This is a genomic window from Streptomyces sp. NPDC053474 (assembly GCF_044544845.1).
Taxonomy (GTDB): Bacteria; Actinomycetota; Actinomycetes; order Streptomycetales; family Streptomycetaceae; genus Streptomyces.
The window spans coordinates 437,297-454,267 of sequence record NZ_JBITXV010000009.1 but is presented as its reverse complement, the minus strand read 5'-3'; the positions used below and the strand labels follow the sequence as shown (position 1 = coordinate 454,267).

At 71.1% G+C, this 16,971-nt stretch carries 16 protein-coding genes and 1 pseudogene; 16 read left to right on the top strand and 1 reads right to left on the bottom strand.

Annotated elements, in window-relative coordinates:
* Positions 1-237 precede the first annotated feature (237 nt).
* The 4 genes from ACIG3E_RS23780 to ACIG3E_RS23765 are packed head-to-tail and all read left to right on the top strand — an operon-like array spanning position 238 to position 5,553.
* A complete protein-coding gene (locus ACIG3E_RS23780; protein ID WP_399619767.1) occupies positions 238-1,470 on the top strand; it encodes a cupin domain-containing protein in 1,233 nt (410 codons plus the stop codon).
* 5 nt (positions 1,471-1,475) lie between these two features.
* Positions 1,476-3,668 (top strand): M13-type metalloendopeptidase, encoded by a 2,193-nt coding sequence (locus ACIG3E_RS23775; RefSeq protein ID WP_399619765.1) that lies wholly within the window; start codon positions 1,476-1,478, stop codon positions 3,666-3,668.
* Complete coding sequence (locus ACIG3E_RS23770) at positions 3,665-4,957, top strand: Zn-dependent hydrolase (protein WP_399619762.1); 1,293 nt, start codon at positions 3,665-3,667, stop codon at positions 4,955-4,957. The genes ACIG3E_RS23775 and ACIG3E_RS23770 overlap by 4 nt, the downstream gene beginning before the upstream one ends.
* Positions 4,954-5,553 carry a TIGR00730 family Rossman fold protein gene (locus ACIG3E_RS23765; protein WP_399619759.1) on the top strand — a complete coding sequence of 200 codons (600 nt, stop codon included), beginning with the start codon at positions 4,954-4,956 and terminating at the stop codon, positions 5,551-5,553. The genes ACIG3E_RS23770 and ACIG3E_RS23765 overlap by 4 nt, the downstream gene beginning before the upstream one ends.
* Positions 5,554-5,598: 45 nt before the next feature.
* On the opposite strand, the gene ACIG3E_RS23760 is transcribed toward ACIG3E_RS23765, so the two are convergent.
* Complete coding sequence (locus tag ACIG3E_RS23760) at positions 5,599-6,597, bottom strand: helix-turn-helix domain-containing protein (protein WP_399619756.1); 999 nt, start codon at positions 6,595-6,597, stop codon at positions 5,599-5,601.
* 160 nt (positions 6,598-6,757) lie between these two features.
* Between ACIG3E_RS23760 and ACIG3E_RS23755 the strand changes: the two genes are divergently transcribed.
* From ACIG3E_RS23755 to ACIG3E_RS23700, 12 genes and pseudogenes are all read left to right on the top strand, one after another.
* Positions 6,758-7,132, top strand: a complete 375-nt coding sequence (locus ACIG3E_RS23755; RefSeq protein ID WP_399619753.1) for a hypothetical protein — start codon at positions 6,758-6,760, stop codon at positions 7,130-7,132.
* Positions 7,133-7,323: 191 nt separating this feature from the next.
* Entirely contained in the window at positions 7,324-7,455 is a 132-nt protein-coding gene (locus ACIG3E_RS23750) for a hypothetical protein (RefSeq protein ID WP_399619750.1), read from the top strand.
* Positions 7,456-7,546: 91 nt separating this feature from the next.
* Positions 7,547-8,746, top strand: a complete 1,200-nt coding sequence (locus ACIG3E_RS23745) for a ParB N-terminal domain-containing protein (RefSeq protein ID WP_399619747.1) — start codon at positions 7,547-7,549, stop codon at positions 8,744-8,746.
* A 33-nt stretch (positions 8,747-8,779) separates the two neighbouring features.
* Positions 8,780-10,249 carry a PLP-dependent aminotransferase family protein gene (locus ACIG3E_RS23740; protein ID WP_399619745.1) on the top strand — a complete coding sequence of 490 codons (1,470 nt, stop codon included), beginning with the start codon at positions 8,780-8,782 and terminating at the stop codon, positions 10,247-10,249.
* Positions 10,250-10,368: 119 nt separating this feature from the next.
* Complete coding sequence (locus ACIG3E_RS23735; RefSeq protein ID WP_399619743.1) at positions 10,369-12,933, top strand: type I polyketide synthase; 2,565 nt, start codon at positions 10,369-10,371, stop codon at positions 12,931-12,933.
* Positions 12,934-12,980: 47 nt separating this feature from the next.
* Entirely contained in the window at positions 12,981-13,676 is a 696-nt protein-coding gene (locus ACIG3E_RS23730) for a thioesterase II family protein (RefSeq protein ID WP_399619871.1), read from the top strand.
* Positions 13,677-13,749: 73 nt separating this feature from the next.
* A complete protein-coding gene (locus ACIG3E_RS23725; protein WP_399619740.1) occupies positions 13,750-14,172 on the top strand; it encodes a 3-hydroxyacyl-CoA dehydrogenase family protein in 423 nt (140 codons plus the stop codon).
* Between the two features lie 26 nt (positions 14,173-14,198).
* Positions 14,199-14,528, top strand: a complete 330-nt coding sequence (locus ACIG3E_RS23720; protein WP_399619738.1) for a 3-hydroxyacyl-CoA dehydrogenase family protein — start codon at positions 14,199-14,201, stop codon at positions 14,526-14,528.
* On the top strand, positions 14,525-14,806 hold the full coding sequence (locus ACIG3E_RS23715) for an acyl carrier protein (RefSeq protein ID WP_399619735.1): 282 nt from the start codon (positions 14,525-14,527) through the stop codon (positions 14,804-14,806). The genes ACIG3E_RS23720 and ACIG3E_RS23715 overlap by 4 nt, the downstream gene beginning before the upstream one ends.
* A pseudogene (locus tag ACIG3E_RS23710) lies at positions 14,791-14,973 on the top strand (acyl-CoA dehydrogenase family protein); the annotation flags it as partial. The gene ACIG3E_RS23715 and the pseudogene ACIG3E_RS23710, both read left to right, overlap by 16 nt.
* A gap of 7 nt (positions 14,974-14,980) precedes the next feature.
* Positions 14,981-15,973: an acyl-CoA dehydrogenase family protein gene (locus ACIG3E_RS23705; protein WP_399619869.1), complete on the top strand. Its 993-nt coding sequence runs from the start codon at positions 14,981-14,983 to the stop codon at positions 15,971-15,973.
* Entirely contained in the window at positions 15,970-16,893 is a 924-nt protein-coding gene (locus ACIG3E_RS23700) for a hypothetical protein (RefSeq protein ID WP_399619732.1), read from the top strand. The genes ACIG3E_RS23705 and ACIG3E_RS23700 overlap by 4 nt, the downstream gene beginning before the upstream one ends.
* The last annotated feature ends 78 nt before the right edge of the window (positions 16,894-16,971 follow it).

Here is a 16,971-nt window from a genome sequence, read left to right as displayed (position 1 = left end):
CCGGAGGAACCGAGAAAAGGAGTTCCAAAATGGAGAACACCTTCGAGGACATCGAGTTCATCGAGACCTCCGCCGAGCTGCTGGCGACCTCGTACTACGTCAACATCCAGTAATTCCCGGTACGGCATGAGGGGCGGCGGCCTTAAACGCCGCCCCTTCGGCCCGAACCACACGCTGAGCGGGCCGAGAAGAGTCCTTCTTCTCGGCCCGCTGGAACGCCCGTGGGAGGCGGAGAACGTGGGAACCACCGCTGCCGACTGGACCTTCGCGTCCCTCGTCGGCGACACCGAGAGCTTCTTTGCACAGCACTTCGACCGGCAGCCGCTGCTGCGCCGCGGTGCGCTCGCGAACCGGGTCCGCGACCTGGTCACGGTGGACCGGCTCGACGACGTCCTGGCCCTGCAGGCCGTCTCGCCGGCGTACGTGCGTCTCGCCAAGAACGGTCAGGGCGTGTCCAGCAAGGCCTATACGCGCACCACGGGAGACCACGGGACGGGGCTCGCCGAAACCGTCGTACCGGAGCGGGTCTACGAGCTGTTCCGCTCCGGCGCCACCGTCTCCTGGAACCACCTCGAGCACCTCCTGCCCCCGGCCCGGCACCTCGCGGACGTCTTTGCCGGCACCTTCGCCTGTCCCGCCGAGGTCGTCGGCTTCCTGACGCCGGCCGGGCACGACGGGTACGCCCCGCACCACGACCCGGTGGACGTCTTCGTCATCCAGATCGAGGGAACGAAGGACTGGCAGGTCTGGCAGCCACCCGCCGACCGGCGCGGGGACAGCGTCCGCTACCCGGCCGACCAGCTCGGTGAGCCCGCGCTGCGCACCACGCTGCACCCCGGAGACGTGCTCTACCTGCCGTACGGGACGCCGCACGCCGCGGCCGCCAGGGAGCAGGTCTCCCTGCACCTGTCGGTCACCGTGGCCCCGCGGCGCTGGCGTGACCTGCTGGTGGAAACAGTCCAGGAGCTCGTGCGCGACGAGGCGTTCCACGCCGTGCCGTTGCTCGGCGACGCCACCGTCCCCGACGCGGCCGACGGCCACCGCAACCCGGTCGCGGACCGGTACCGCGAGAAGGTCGCCGAGCTGTGCGCCCGCCTCACCGCGCTGGCGGCCGACGACGAGTCCGTGCGGCTCGCCGAGGCCGGGCGGGCGCGTGCCGGTGTGGGCCGGTCGCGGGAGTTCGCGCGGCTGACCGCCTTGGACGCCCTGACCGCCGAGGCACAGGTGCGGCGCACCGAGGCCCCCGTCGAGCTCGGGGCGAGCCTCGACGGCAAGACCTCCCTGCTGGTCAACGGCCACCGGCTGGCCGTGCCCGACTCCGTCGCCGACACGCTGCGCGCATTGGAGCGCGGCGGTTCGCTGCCGGCCGGCGGGTTCCTCGCGGGGGCCCCCGAGGACCGTTCCGTCCGCGCGGCCCGGCAGCTCGCCCGCCTCGGCGTTCTCCAGGCCGTGGGCCGAGCGGAGGCCTGAGCGCCGTGAACGCGACGACCGGGGCAACGCGTCCCGACCCCGCTCCCGGCCGCCCAGCGGCCGGGGGTGCGGGGCCGCGCCTCGGCGACCTCGTGGCCGATCTGTCGGTGCGGCCGCAGGACGACTTCCACCGGTACGTCAACGGGCCTTGGTCGGACGCGTTCGTGCTGCCGGGGCACCGCGCCGAGGTGACGCTGCTGTCGTTGCTGGCCGAGGAGGTCGAGGACGATGTCGTCAGGGTCATCCGACGGGCGGCGGCCGGACCCGGTGACGCTGGCTCCGCCTCGCGGGCGATCGCGGACCTGTACGCGAGCTTCATGGACGAGGCGGAGATCGAGGCGCGCGGAGCGACGCCCCTGGCCGAGGACCTGGCCGACATCCGCTCCGCGCGCGACCGACGGGAGCTGGCTGCCGTCCTGGGACGGCTGCAGGCACAGGGCGTGCGCGGCGCGCTGGAGCCCTCCGTCTCGGCGGACCCGGCCGACGGGTCCCGCTACTCCCTGACACTGACCGCGTCCGGCCTCAGCCTGCCGCGCCCCGAGCTCTACCACGCGGACGGCGATGAACAGTTGCTGCCCGGCTACGCCCGGCACATGGGCACCATGCTCGCCCACGCTGGCCTGCCCGCCTCCTCCGAGGCCGCCGAGGCCGTCCTGCATGCGGAAACGGCCTTGGCCCGGCTCCATGCACACGCGGCCTCGGCCGCGGCTGCGCCCGGGGCCACCGCCTTCTCCCCCACCGCCGCGGGTTCTCCGAGTGTCGGCGCGGGCTCCCCGTCCGCTGCCGCCGGGTTCCCGGCCGTCGGTGCCGCAGCGCCGCAGACCGGCTCGCTGGCCCCCGCATCCCCGCGGACCGCTCCGGCTCTCCCGTGCTCCGTGGGTGAACTCGGCGCACGCGACCGGGGGTTCCCGTGGGCAGACTGGCTGCGGGGGCTCGGGGTAGCGGACTCGAAGGTGGTCGTGCGCGTGCGGCCGGCGGGCTTTCTGGTGGCGCTGGAGGAGTGGTGGGCCGGCACGGACCTGCACCTGCTGCGGCTCTGGCTCGCCTGGCGGTACGTCCACGAGATGGCGCCCTTCGGGACGCGTGCGGTCTTCGCCGAACACTTCCGCTGGTACTGGCAAGAACTCACCGGCGCCCGGCAGCCGTGGCCGCGTACCAGGCGGGCCAGCGCCTTCGTGCAGACGGCCCTCGGGGAAGTCGTCGGAGCCTGGTATCTGCACGAACACCTGACGTCCGGCACGCTGACCGCCGTACGACAGCTGGTGGACGACCTCGTCGGAACCTACCGGCACTGCCTGGAGGGCGCGCGGTGGATGCGACCCGGCACCCGGCAGGCGGCGCTGGCCAAGCTCGACACCATGCGCTTCGACATCGGCGCCCCGGCGGTCCCGGCCGACTGCGCGAGTCTGCGCACGGACCCCAAGGACCTCGTCGGCAACGTCAAACGCTCCCGGGCCTGGCACATCGCCCGCGAACTCGGCCGTCTGGGCGGCCCGGTCGACCGGTCGGACTGGAAGGTCCCGCCGCAGTCGGTCACCGCCTACTACCGGCACAGCCTGAACCAGGTGGTGATCCCCGCGGCCCTGCTGCGGTTGCCGGTGTTCGACGTGGCCGGTGACCCGGCACGCAACATGGCGCTGCTGGGCTCGATCGTCTGCCACGAGATGTCCCACGCATTCGACGACCGCGGATCCCGCTACGACGGACACGGCCGGATCCAGGTCTGGTGGGAGGCCGAGGACCGGGCCGAGTACGAGCGCCGCAGCGCCCTGCTGGTGCGGCAGTACGACGGGTGTTCCCCCTGCGGAGCCGACGGCGCCCGCGTCAGCGGGGCACGCACTCTCGGTGAGAACATCGCGGACATCACCGGCCTGACGGTCGCCCAGCAGGCCTTCGCCGCGCACTTCGACGCGCTGGGCGTCACCGGGGAGCCGTACCGGCGCCATATGCGGCGGTTCTTCATGGTATGGGCCACCATGTGGCGGGCCAAGCGCACCCGGGGCCGGATGCTGGAGCGGCTCGCCCACGACTCCCACGCACCGCCGGAGTTCCGCTGCAACGGCGTCCTCGGCCATGTCCCCGCGTTCTACGAGGCCTTCGGCGTCACCGAGACGGATCGTCTGTACATCCCGCCAGAAGCCCGGTTCTCACTGCTGGGCCCACCCGTTACCCAGTGGAAGGGAGAGGAAGACATATGAGCCACACAGTTGTCGAGCGGGCTGGTGCGCTTGCCCTCGACATCGACGCCGAGCGGCTGTTACGCCGCGTCGAGGAACTGGGGCGGATAGGGGCGGACCCCGCCACCGGCGGCATCACCCGTACGGGGTTCAGCGCGGCCGACCGCGAGGCGCGTGCCTATCTGATGGACGAGGCCCAGGCCGCCGACCTGTTCCCGGCCGTGGACGCGGCGGGGAACATCATCGTGCGGCAGCGGCACACCGGACAGCCCACGGCCGACCGGCAGGTGGTGCTGATGGGCTCGCACCTGGACACCGTGGTCGACGGCGGCAGGCTGGACGGCGCCTACGGCGTGATCGCGGCCCTGGAGGTCCTCCAGACGGCCGTCGAGTCCGGGATCGGCCTGCGGCGCGAACCGGTGGCGATCGCCTTCGCCAACGAGGAGGGTGCGCTCTTCCCGCAGCCGTTCTGGGGCTCCATGGCAGTCGCCGGACGGATAGCCGGCCTTCCCCGGGAGCCATGCGACGACCAGGGGCGGCCGCTGCGCGACGCGCTGCGCCTTGCCGGCGGCGACCTCGACGCCCTGGGCAGCGCCTCCTGGCCGAGGCAGTTGGTGGCGGCGTATCTCGAACTCCACGTGGAGCAGGGCCCGGTGCTGGAGCGCAGCGGCAGCCGTATCGGCGTCGTGGAGGCGATCACCGGACGGATCGTTCTCACGCTGGAGATCCGGGGCGCGGCCGGGCATTCGGGGACCACACCGATGGAGGCCCGCTCCGACGCGTTGGCCGCCGCGGCCCGCGTGGTGCTGGCGGCGGAGCACGTCGCCGGGCAGCGGAAGCTGTGCCGGGTGGCCACCGTAGGCCGGCTCGACCCCTATCCGAACACCCCGAACACCATCGCCGGCGCGGTGCGGATGACGGTGGACCTGCGGGACACCGACGTCTGGCGCGCGTCGGACGCCGAGCAGGCGCTGCGCACGATGCTGCGCGACATCGCCGAAGCGACCGGAACCGAGATCGAGGTGGTGACCGAGACTCGCTCCGACCCGGTCTCCACCGACCCCCGGCTGCGTGCGGCGATCGTGCACAGCGCCGACGAACTCGGCCTGCTCTACGAGGAGTTGCCAAGCGGGGCCGGGCACGACGCCCAGTTTGTGGCCGACATCGCGCCGATCGGCATGATCTTCGTACCGAGCATTGGTGGCGTCAGTCATGTACCGGAGGAGAACACCTCCCCCGAGGACCTGGTGGCCGGGGCGCGGGTACTGCTGCGCTCCGCGCTGCGCACGATCGGACTGGAGGAGCTGTGAACCCGATCAGGAAGAGCCGCAGCATCGCTGTCTTCTGCGGGGCCCGCCCGGGCACCCGGCAGGAACACCTCGACTTCGCCCGGGACTTCGGCGCCTCACTCGCCCGCCACGGCCTGGACCTCGTCTACGGCGCCGGTGGCGTCGGTGTGATGCGGGCCGTCGCCGACGGTGTGATGGAGCACGGCGGGAGCGTCACCGGAGTCATCCCGCGGACCCTGCACGACCGTGAGCGGGCCGACCGCGCGCCCGGCACCATCTTCCTGGTGCGCACCATGCACCACCGCAAGGCGCTCATGTACCGGCTGGCCTCCGGGTTCGCGGTACTGCCGGGCGGCCTGGGAACGCTGGACGAGCTCATGGAGGTCGCCACCTGGAACCAGCTGTCGCTGCTTACCAAGCCGGTGGTGGTCCTCAACCACCGCGGTTTCTACGACCCGATGCTCGCGATGCTCGACCATCTGGTCGCCGAGGGCTTCATCGCCGCGCACGAGCGCCATCTGATCCAGGTCGCCGAGACGCCCGAGGAAGCGCTCCGCCTGCTGGGGTCCGGGACAGGGATCCCACAACAGATGGCGGAGCCGGTGGCCGTGCAGTGACGCAGTCCGAGGTCCGACGGGGCACTGGGCGCTTGCCGGGACTCGTCAATCCACGGGTAAGGAAAGGAATCCTTTCTGCACAGCGAACACGCCTGCTTGGAAGCGGCTTCGGGCGTTCAGATACGTCATGAGGCCGGAGGCGATGCGACGAGCGGTGCGTGGTGACACGCCGAGCCGCTTGGCTATAGCCTCATCGGTGTGACCGAGCGCCAGGAGCCTGAGCGCCTCGGCCTGCTGGCGGGTCAGGCCTCCGAGATCCGGGTGCGCGGGTTCCTCCAGCGGCGCGGCGGACTGCCACACGCTCTCGAACAGAGCGTGCAGCGTCGTGATCATCCCCGGCGAGCTCAACTGCACCGCTCCGGCCGAGGTGTCGTCGGCGTTCGAGGCGATCACAGCGAACTCGCGGTCATAGATGATCATGCGGTTCGGCAGGGACGGCACGGTGCGCACCTGGCATCCCTGCTCGACGAGCCAGTGCGCGTGGCCCATGGTCGCGCGATCGCTTCGGATGCTATCCAGATAGATGGTGCGCATCCGGACACCACGCTCGAGCAGTTTCTGGTTGAGCGGTCGGGACGCCCTCATGTTCGCCGGCGTCTGCGGGCCGCCCGGGGCGAAGGTGAGGAGTTCCGTCGATACTTTGCTGTTGAGCATGGCCAGATGGTCACGGATGGAGTCCAGGCCGCTGAGGTATGTGACGCCGGCTTCGGCTGGTACGGACTCATTGTCTCCGTCGTAGTCCAGGATGAACCTGGCCGCCGCTGCCCGGCTCGCCTCCAGTCGCTGCTGCTGCTCGGCGAGTTCGGCCTGCTGCTGGGCGATCAGCAGCTCCATGCCCACATGAGGGCTCACCGCGTGCAATTGGTGGGGATTCTCGGTGGATGCGCGGATAAGAGCCAATGCGCTGAGCCGGTCCAGTGCGCCGCGTACCGCTTCCTCGGACAGATCCAACCACAGGCAGATATCGGCCACTCCCTGCGGTCTGTTCAGCATGACCCGGTAGACGGATTCGGCCAGTGGGTCAAGTCCGAGCGAGTTCAGCATTCCTAGACGCCCCCCTGTCAACCATGCAGCCTGAGTTCAGTACACCCGAGGACTCAAACCGCTGATCGACGCTAAGCGATGGCGATGCGGGTCAGCAAGAGGGCAGCCGATTTTGGCTGAATCGATTCGCACTTCCCTTGTTTGCCATATATTTCGCTACATGCGATGCATCACACAGGAAGTGGATTCGACCGAAGTCGTCCCTGGCCCGTCCCGACTCGAACCAGGTCTCCTCATGTATCTCGTCCACGTATCTGTCCGGCCCCGTCGGCGCGGCACGGCGCTGTCGCCCTCGGTCGCGGGGACCATCGCCCGTGCATGCGCGGACCGGGGCGGCTTCGAGCACGTCACTGTGCACGCCGACGCGCTGCCCCATCCGGTCCTGGGCCTCTATCTGCGGGCCGATTCGCTGGCCGAGGCCGAGGCTGCGGCCGACGCCCTGTGGCGCCATATGGCCCTCCTCGTACCGCAGTTGAGGGACTGGGAGCTGGTGCGCGCCGAAGTGCCGCTGCTGCGGCCGGAAGCCGAGTCGTGAGGCCGCGCCCGGCCGGCGCACCGGGGCGGCCCTGTGTCCTGAGTAGGCCACGGCCGGTTTGACCCCAGCGTTCCCCCTTTCCTCTCGCCTTCCGCACACGGCAACCTATTTCCCGTCAGCGAATTTCAGCAGAGGGAATGGGAAAAGCAATGAATCACACTGTTTCTCGCAATGCCGTACGTCGTGCAATCATGGCCACTGTTTTCTTCGCGGTGGCGAGCGGATTCGCCGCGAACGCCGACAGCCATCCGACGGAGAATCAGGTGAAGATCAGTGCGGCCATGACGTACTCGGTCGGCGAGGACGACCACGGCTGGCAGTGAGAACCGCTTCTCGTGGACCAGATCGGCTTCGTCCAGGGGGAAGTCCATGGGTCGAGAAGATGCGGAATACCTGATCCGATTGCGTGACTCCTTGTTCAGGGAGCAGTCCGTAGAAGAAATCCCCATCGACATGCTGTCGACCGGCTTCTCCCCGCGAGTCGACGGCGAGGACACTGAGCACATTCGCAACCTGGCGGAGACGTCCGCCGAACTCCCGCCCATTCTGGTCCACCGCGCGAGTATGACCGTCATAGACGGCGTCCACCGGCTGCGCGTGGCCGAGCTGCGGGGGCAGGACCGCATCGCGGTGCGGTTCTTCGACGGAGAGCAGACCGACGCCCGACTCCTCGCGGTGGCGACCAACATCGCACACGGACGCCCCTTGTCCGCGGCGGACCGTACGGCCGCGGCGATGAGCATCTTCGCCTCGCATCCGAGATGGTCCGACCGCGCCGTGGCGGCCGTCGCGGGCCTGTCCCCGAAGCGGGTCGCGCGGCTGCGCAAGGAGGATACAGCCCTCCCGCAGGCGGACCGCAGAATAGGGCGGGACGGCAGGGTCCGGCCCGTCGACTCCTCGCGCAGTCGGGAACGGGCAGGCGAACTGCTGCGCAACAACCCCAGCGCCTCCCTGCGGCAAATCGCGGCGCAGGTGGGCCTGGCCCCGGCGACCGTCGCCGACGTACGCGACCGCATCCGACGCGGCGAGAGCCCGGTGCCGAGCCGCGGCCGGCGGCCGACTGCCCCGGCACACGTGCCCACACCCGCGAGGCCCGTGCACACGGCCGAGGTGGCCGCGATCTCGGAGTCGGCGGCGCGGACGAGTGCGGTGCCGGAAGCTGTGGCCGGGGTGGGCCCAATTGCGGTGCCCGTGACCGGTGGCGCTCTGGTGGCGGCGCTGACGGGCGACGTGGCCCGGGACCAGGAGCCCGCCGCCGGGGTCGTACCCGGCAGGCGGCCCGGTTCCCTGCGGCGCGTGCCCACCGGGCCCAAGGCAGCGGTCGTGGCCGCCGACGAGGTCACGCGGATCACCAACGCCCTGCGCCGTGACCCTTCGCTCCGGTTGAGCGACTCGGGACGCTCCCTGCTGCGCTTGCTCGACGCCTGTGCGCTGGTGGCCCGGGAACGCCGGAGGATCGCCGCGACGGTGCCCGCGCACTGCAAGGAGCCCATGGCACGGCTCGCCGAGGGATACGCCGGGGTGTGGCGGCTGCTCGCCGACGACCTCGTGCAGTACGTCGAGGAGATGGACGACATGGACGAGGCCGAGGAGATCGGCTCGCTCGGCGCGTGAGCGTCCGGCGACACAGGGAAGGAGGTGTGAACCATGCAGCGACCGCAGGTGTCGCGAGCCGCGACGCGGATCGGCGCACAGCAACTGTGCGAGCTCCTCGGCGAGTGGCGCGCGGACGGCGGCAGCGCCTACCGGGCGCTCGCCGCATCCGTACGAGAGCTGGTCCGGGACGGGCGGTTGTCCAGGACAAGCCGGCTGCCCGCCGAGCGTGACCTGGCGGACGTGCTGGCGGTGAGCCGCACGACGGTGGCCTCGGCCTACGAACTGCTGCGCGCGGAGGGCGGACTGATCAGCCTGAGAGGCGTGGGCAGCTTCGTCGTCGCCGACCGGGTGGAGCCGCGCGGCGCCAAGGATCCGGGCCCGATCGACCTGAGCATCGCCGCGCTGCCGGCCCCTGAGCCATGGCTGTCCCGCACGATGGCCCGTGCCGTGGCGGAACTCCCCGGCTACACCGGCGGACACGGCGCATTCCCGGCCGGGCTGCCGGAACTGCGCGTCGCCATCGCCGCCCGCTACACGGCACGCGGTCTGCCCACCGACGCCGAGCAGATCCTGGTCACCAACGGTGCGACCGGTGCCTTCACGCTGCTGGTACGGCAGTTCGGCGCGCCGGGTGACCGGATGGTCGTGGAGACGCCGACCCATCCCGGGGTGCTGCGGTCGCTGACGCGGGCCGGGATCCGACCGGTTCCCGTGCGGCTGCTCGAGTACGGCTGGAACCTCGGGGCGTGGCGGGAGGCGCTGCACGCGGCGCAGCCCCGACTGGCCTGTGTCACTCCGGACTTCCACGCGCCGACCGGTCTGGTGATGCAGGACGAGCAGCGGCGTGACCTCGTGGCGCTCGCCCGGGCGGCCGGGGTGACGCTAGTGACCGACGAGACCATGGCCGAGCTGTCGCTGGAGCCGGCGATCCCACCGCCGCCTCCACTGGCCGCCCACGACCCCGCGGACGAATTCGGCGCGGTGATCACCGTCGGCTCGGCGAGCAAGGCGTACTGGGGCGGGCTGCGGATCGGCTGGATCCGGGCCGGCGCGCAGACCGTGCGCCTCCTGGCCGAACAGCGCCTGGGCCTGGACGTCTCCTCCCCGGTCATCGACCAGTTGGTGCTCGCCCGGCTGCTCGGCGACCCGGACGTGCTGGCCGAGGTACTCGACTTCCAGCGGGACCGGGCCCGCGCGCGGCGCGACGCGCTCGTGGCCCTGCTGCGCCGGGAGCTGCCCGCCTGGACCTTCCAAGTGCCCACCGGAGGGCTCGCGCTGTGGGCCAGAACCGAGGGTGCCTCCGCCCGGGCGGTGGCCGACGCCGCTGAACGGCACGGCGTACGGCTGGGCGCGGGGCCCCACTTCGGTGTCGCGGGCGGTTCGCCGGACGACCACGTCCGGCTGCCTTACACCCAACCGCCCGACGTCCTCGCCGAGTCGGTACGGCGCCTCGCCGAGGCGCTTCGGTCCGCGGAGTGCGCCACGGCGCTCGCAGGACGCGACCTACCCATGTCGTTCTGACGAACGGCCGGCCCCGAGAAATCAGCCAGCCCCCCGCGAGTTCCGTCGGTTCCCGAGAGTCCGGTGCGGTCCGGCCCGCCCGGCCAGTGTTCTTCATCCTTCGCAGGTGAGGTGGCAGCATGTCCGAGTTCAACGCGATGACGACCTCGACGGGTCGGGTGGCAGGGCGCCACGACGCCTCCTCCCACGTGGCCGTGATCGGCCTGGCCTGCCGCTTTCCCGGGGCGCGGGACGCAGACGAGTTCTGGCGGAACCTGATCGGTGGGGTGGACTCGATCACGCACCGTGTCACCCCGCGGGGCCGGGTGTCCCGGGGGCTGCTGGCCGACCCCGAGCGCTTCGACACGGGCTACTTCGGCCTGTCGCCCCGGGAGGCCCGGCTGATCAACCCTCAGCACCGGGTGTTCCTTGAGTGTGCCGTGGAGGCGCTGGAGAACGCGGGGTACGACCCGGCACGCCAAGGTGGCGCGATCGGCGTGTACGCGGGCGCGGGCGAGAACGGGTACGCCCAGCTCACCAGAGACCTGCGCGGTCCGAACGGAGTCGCCCAGGGACCGCTGTCGACCGTGTCCGCCTGGGAGATCCGGGTGGCCAACGGGTCCGACTTCCTGTGCAGCCGGGTCGCCCACCGGCTGGGGTTGCGCGGTCCCACCGTCGCGGTGCAGGCCGCCTGCGCCACCTCGCTGGTGGCCGTCCATCTCGCGGTGCGGGGGCTGGTGAACGGGGAGTGCGACCTCGCGCTGGCCGGCGGTGTCACCGTGCGGCTTCCGTCCCCGGCGGACCCTTCCGACGACGTGGGGATCAATGACCCGGACGGCGTCTGCCGGGCCTTCGACGCCAGCGCCCGGGGACTGGTGGGCGGTGACGGCGTCGGCATCGTGGTCCTCAAGCGGCTGGCAGATGCGGTGGCCGACGGCGACCGCGTGGACGCGGTCATCCGCGGCTCGGCGGTGAACAACGACGGAGCCGACCGCATCGGTTTCACCGCTCCGGGCGTCGACGGGCAGGCAGCCGTGATCGAGAGCGCGCAGCGTGCCGCCGGGGTGGACGCGGGGACCTGCACCTACGTGGAGGCCCACGGGACGGGCACGCCGCTCGGCGATCCGGTCGAGATCGCGGCGCTGACCCAAGCGTTCCGGCGGGACACCGATCGCCGCGGCTTCTGCTGGATCGGTTCGGTGAAGACCAACATCGGCCACACCGACGCAGCGGCGGGCGTGGCGGGGCTGATCAAGACGGTCCTCGCGCTGAAGCACGGTGTCCTGCCGCCCAGCCTGCACTTCGAGACGCCCAATCCGCAGATCGACTTCGCGGCGAGCCCGTTCCGGGTGGTCACCCGGCCACGGCGGTGGCAGCCGCCGGACAGCCTGCCGCGCCGCGCGGGCGTCAGCTCGTTCAGCGTGGGCGGCACCAACGCGCACGTCGTCCTGGAACAGGCCCCGGCGCCCCGGCGGGCCGCATCGCCGCCGGACTCCTGGAACCTGCTGCCGCTATCGGCGAAGACCCCCGAGGCGCTGGCCGCCGTCACCGGACGCCTGGCCGCACATCTGCGCGCCAACCCCGCGCTGCCTCTCGCGGATGTGGCCTGGACCCTGCAGACCGGACGCCGGGAGCACGGGCACCGGCGGTTCGCGCTCGTGCGGGGGCACGCAGACGCCGTACGCGTGCTCGACGGTGCGGAACCGGACCGGCTGGTCACCGCACCGGCCGAGGCCCGCCCCCGGCCGGTGACCCTCCGGTTCCCCGCGGTGAGCGACCAGCTCGCGGAACAGGGCACAGGACAGCGCTGGTTCGAGCGCCTGTACCACGCCGCGCGCCTGTGGCAGCAGTGCGGCATCGCACCGGACGCCGTCCAGGGCGAGGGTGCCGGGGCGTCGGCGGCGGCCGCCGTGGCCGGGGTGTTCGGGCCGGCCGATGCCGCCCGGCTGGTGACGGCGGCCGCCGACGGGGCGGGGCACGAACAGCTGGCGGACCTGGTCCTGCGAGTCGGCCCGCGCACCCCAGCGATGCCCCTGATGCTGGGCGGGGCACGGCGCATGTCGGCGGCTCAGGCGGCGGATCCCGGGTACTGGGCCGCATGCCTTCGGCAAGCGGTGGCCGACGACGACCAGATGCCCGGCTCGGCGCTGCGGGACGATCCCGGCCGCATCGTGCTGGACCTGGGGACGGTCGGCATCCCGGGTACGGACCAGGACATCCTCCGCACGCTCGGCGGCCTGTGGCTGGCGGGCGCCCGGATCGACTGGTCGGCGCTGGTCGAAGGGCGACGCCCCGGCCGGGTCGCCCTGCCGACGTACCCCTTCGAGGGGCAGCGGCACACCGTGGTCGCGGAGGAGCCAGCGTCGGGGCGGCAAGCCTCTGTCCCCGCGCCAGCGCCCGTGCCGGCACGACCCGAGGGCACATCGACCCTGGACGTGGTGACCGCTCTGTTCGCCGAGATCCTGCACCTGCCCGACGTGGAACCGGACGAGAGCTTCTTCGACCTCGGAGGCGACTCCCTGATCGCCGCCCGGTTCGTGGCCCGGGCACGTGAGGTGCTCCCGGTGGACCTCGTGCCGCGGACGCTCTTCGAGGCGCCCACCGCGTCCGGGCTCGCCGCCCTGATCGAGGACCGCATGGACCGGGCGGTCCGACAGAAGCCGGCGGACAGGGTGGCGCGCCTGGCCACAGGGGGTGCGCGATGACGCGGTGGGCCGTGCGCCGGCACCGGCGGCCGTAAGCGGTCGTCTCGCTGTACTGCTTCCCGCACGCCGGTGGCTCACCGGGTGAGTATGTGCGCTGGTCCGACGACCTGCCGGGCGTGCAGGTCTGGGGTATACACCTGCCGGGCCGCACCACCCGCCTGGCCGAGCCGCCCTTTACCCGGGTCGAACCGCTGGTGGACGCCCTGCTGGCGGAGGTGTCCTTCGACGGGCCGTTCGTGTTCCTCGGGCACAGCCTCGGCGCGCTGGTGGCGTTCGAGACGGCACGAGAGCTGCGTCGCCGAGGCCTGGCCCGACCGGACCGGCTAATCGTCTCCTCGTGCCCCGCTCCTCCACTGCGGCCGGTGCGCTCCCCCTTGAGCACCCTGCCGGACGACGAGCTGTGCGCGGAGGTCGAACGGAGCTGGGGCGAGTCCTTGGACCACGTCCGGGACGACCCCCTCCTGCGGGCACGCACCCTCGACTGCTACCGGGCCGACTTCGCGCTGCTGGAGAACCACAGCCACACCCCTGGCCGCCCCCTGGACATCCCGGTCACCGTCCTCGCGGGCGAACGGGAACCGTGGACGGACCGGGCCGGCGACTGGGCTGCGCACACCGCCGTACCGCTGCAGGAGCCCCGGCTCCTGCCCGGCGGCCACTTCTACTTCCGCGACGGGCGGCAGGAGGCCCTGCGCGCCGTATGGGAGATCACGACGAAAGGAGGCCGACCGTGGACCGCATAGGCGTCGTGGGCGCCGGCACCACGGCAGTGGTGTGGCACAGCTCTTCGCCGAGCACGGGCACGAGGTCGTGCTGGTGGACATCGCGGAGCACGCACTCGAGTCCGCGCGGGCCGGCATCGACACGAACGTGCGGCTCGCACCGCTCATCCGCCCGGGGACGAAGCCCGTCCCGCCGCAGGAGGTCACCGGACGCATCCGATTCACCACCGACCTCAAACAACTGCGCGGTGCGGACTACGTCTTCGAGATGGTCATCGAGGACTGGGCGGTCAAGCGTCCGCTCTACGGCGAACTCGACACGCTGTGCCGTTCCGAGGTGCCCTTTGGCGTCAACACCTCCGCGATCCCCATCACCCGGGTCGCCTCGGTCACCGGCCGGCCGGACCGCGTGATCGGAACGCACTTCATGAACCCGGCCCCGCTCAAGCCCACAGTCGAAGTGATCCGCGGACACCACACCTCGGACGTGACCTGGCGCGCACGCGGGCGCTGCTGAACGGGGTGGGCCAGCGGCATGTCGTCGTGGCCGACTCCCCGGGCTTCGTGACGAACCGGGTGGCGATGCTCACGGTCAACGAGGCCATGTTCCTGATCCATGAGGGAGTCTCCACAGCCGGGGACGTCGACCGGCTGTTCAAGGAGTGCTTCGGGCACGCCATGGGCCCGCTGGAGACCGCCAACCTCATCGGCCTGGACACCGTCCTGCTCTCCCTCGAGGTCCTCCACGAGGAGTTCAACGACCCCAAATACCGGCCCTGCCCGCTGCTGCGGCAGCTGGTCGACGCCGGGCTGCTCGGCAGGAAGACGGGACAGGGCTTCCATTCCTACGAATCCGACGGAGGCACACCATGACCGAGGACAGGACCGAGGACGACAAGCGTCTGGTACGCGACTTCATCTCGGAGCACGTGCACGGCGTGCCCGTGGACGACAACGAGGACCTGTTCGCCGACAGGTATGTGAGCTCCCTCTTCGCCGTGCAGTTGGTGATGTGGGTGGAGCGGGCCTTCGGCCTGCGGGTGGACGGCAAGGACCTCGACTTCGCGAACTTCTCGTCGGTGAACGCGATCGCGGCGTTCGTGGCGGACCGGCGGATCCCGGCAGGAGGGACCGTATGGACTTCGAACTGACCGAGGCACAGCAGCGGCTCCGCAAGGAGATCGTGGAGTTCGCCCGCGAGGAGCTCGGCCGCGACGCGGCCGCCCACGACAGCTCCGCCGGCTTCCCCTGGGAGGACTGGCGGCGGTGCGCCGACTTCGGGGTGCTGAGCTGGCCGGTGCCCGAGGAGTACGGGGGGGCGCGGTCTGGACCCGCTGACCACAATCGTCGCCCTGGAGGCGCTCGGATACGGATGCCGCGACAACGGGCTGGTGTTCGCCGTCAACAACCACCTCTGGGCGTGCGTGATCCATCTGCTGCTGCACGGCACCGAGGAGCAGAAGCGCCGCTTCCTGCCACAGCTCAGCGCGGGCACGCTCATCGGCGCCCACGCGCTGTCCGAGCCCGAGTCCGGCTCGGACATCCTCAGCATGACCACAGTCGCCCGGCGCGAGGGGGACGGCTACCGGCTGTACGGCGGCAAGTGCTTCGTCAGCAACGGCCCGGTCGCCGACGTCTTCGTCACCCTCGCGCGGACCGGGGACGGCGGCGGCCGCGGGCAGGACCAGCTGTCGGCGTTCCTGGTCACCAGCGACATGCCCGGAGTCGTCAAGGCAGGCGAGTGGTCGAAGATGGGGCTGCGCAGCACGCCCATGGGCGTCGTCGAGTTCGACGGCACCCCTGTGCCGGCCTCGCATCTGCTGGGCCGTGAGGGTGCCGGATACCAGGTCTTCACCTCGGCCATCGAGTGGGAGCGGTCCTTCATGTTCGCCGCCCAAGTGGGGGCCATGGAGAGGCTGCTGGAGACCTCGGTGCGGCAGGCCAACTCCAGGCTCCAGTTCGGCCGCAGCATCGGGACCTTCCAGGCGGTCTCCCATCAGATCGCGGACATGAAGATCCGGCTGGAGCTGGCGCGCATGCTGCTGTACCGGGTGGGGTGGCTGAAGCAGGAGGGCCGACTGGCGTTGCCGGAGGCCACGATGGCGAAGGTCTTCTTCAGCGAGAGCCTGGTGCAGACGGCCATGGGGGCCGTCGACATACACGGAGCGCGCGGCTATCTGGCCGACGACGGGATCGAACGGGAGCTGCGCGACGCCCTCGCCGGCCCCATCTACACGGGAATCAACTCCGTACAGCGCGGCATCCTCGCCGAACTCGTGGGCGTGCGCGGTGCGTTGTCGGGAGGTGAGGTGCGATGACCCGGATCGCGTTGGCCAAGCCGGTGCCCTCGGGCCTCGCCGATGAGCTCGCCCGGCGGATCTACTTCGCCTCGGAAGCGATCACCGGCTTCTCCCTGGTCAACTCGGGGGACGAGATCACCGCCGTGGACGTGACCCTGGCGGCGTGCACCACCGACCCGGCGGAGCTCGGACGCAAGCTGGACCTGGTCGTGGCGAGTGACGTGCTCGGTCAGCGCAGGACCGAGCCGACGGTGGTCTGGCGCGCGGAGGCCTCCGGGCCGGTACGGGACGTATTCGACGAGTTGCTGGCTCAAGGCGCCGCCACGGAGGCCAGGGCGGGGCAGATCGCCCTGGGTGGGCCCGTCCTGACGCTGATGGATCATCTCGACGCACGTCTCAAGGACGTGGTGGCCGCGGAGTTCGGGGCGCGGGAGTTCCGCTATCCGACGCTGCTCCCGGTGAGAGCGCTGCTGCGCTCCGGTTACGTCGAGTCCTTTCCTCAGCTGCTGATGTTCGTCTCCCGGCTGCACGGCGACGCGGACAGCTATCGCGGCTTCCTGGAGACCATGAGGCGGGCCGGCGGAGGTGTGGGCGCCCTGTCGGAGGGCCTGCACGCGCACGGCGGCGGGTTCGACCACTGTCTGCCGCCGACGATGCGCTTCCACACGTACCACCAGTACGCTGACCGGACGCTGCCGGCGTCGTCGCTGGTGGTGACCTCGCGGGGGAAGTCGTTCCGGCACGAGTCCCGCTATCGCCGCTCGCTGGAGCGGCTGTGGGACTTCACGATCCGCGAGGTCGTGTTTCTGGGCCCGTCGGACTTCGTCCTCGACGCAGCGAGTTGCCTCCGGCGTCGAAGAAGCCCAAACTCCGTTACCTGGCAACCGAATCGCTCCGCGATTCGGTTCAGGAATTCCTGTGGCTGGCTACAGGGTTGACGGGCCGTCATTTTCGGCCTCCCCTTATCGACCTGATTGAGTGTCAGAAAATATTTCTGACGCCCCAAAAATCCCTCC

What these genes read in the sequence shown, in the direction of transcription:
- ACIG3E_RS23770 (WP_399619762.1), top strand. Translation starts at nt 3,665, where the DNA reads ATGAGCCACACAGTTGTCGAGCGGGCTGGTGCGCTTGCCCTCGACATC.
- ACIG3E_RS23760 (WP_399619756.1), bottom strand. Translation starts at nt 6,597, where the DNA reads ATGCTGAACTCGCTCGGACTTGACCCACTGGCCGAATCCGTCTACCGG.
- ACIG3E_RS23755 (WP_399619753.1), top strand. Translation starts at nt 6,758, where the DNA reads ATGCGATGCATCACACAGGAAGTGGATTCGACCGAAGTCGTCCCTGGC.
- ACIG3E_RS23750 (WP_399619750.1), top strand. Translation starts at nt 7,324, where the DNA reads ATGGCCACTGTTTTCTTCGCGGTGGCGAGCGGATTCGCCGCGAACGCC.
- ACIG3E_RS23740 (WP_399619745.1), top strand. Translation starts at nt 8,780, where the DNA reads ATGCAGCGACCGCAGGTGTCGCGAGCCGCGACGCGGATCGGCGCACAG.
- ACIG3E_RS23735 (WP_399619743.1), top strand. Translation starts at nt 10,369, where the DNA reads ATGTCCGAGTTCAACGCGATGACGACCTCGACGGGTCGGGTGGCAGGG.
- ACIG3E_RS23715 (WP_399619735.1), top strand. Translation starts at nt 14,525, where the DNA reads ATGACCGAGGACAGGACCGAGGACGACAAGCGTCTGGTACGCGACTTC.
- ACIG3E_RS23700 (WP_399619732.1), top strand. Translation starts at nt 15,970, where the DNA reads ATGACCCGGATCGCGTTGGCCAAGCCGGTGCCCTCGGGCCTCGCCGAT.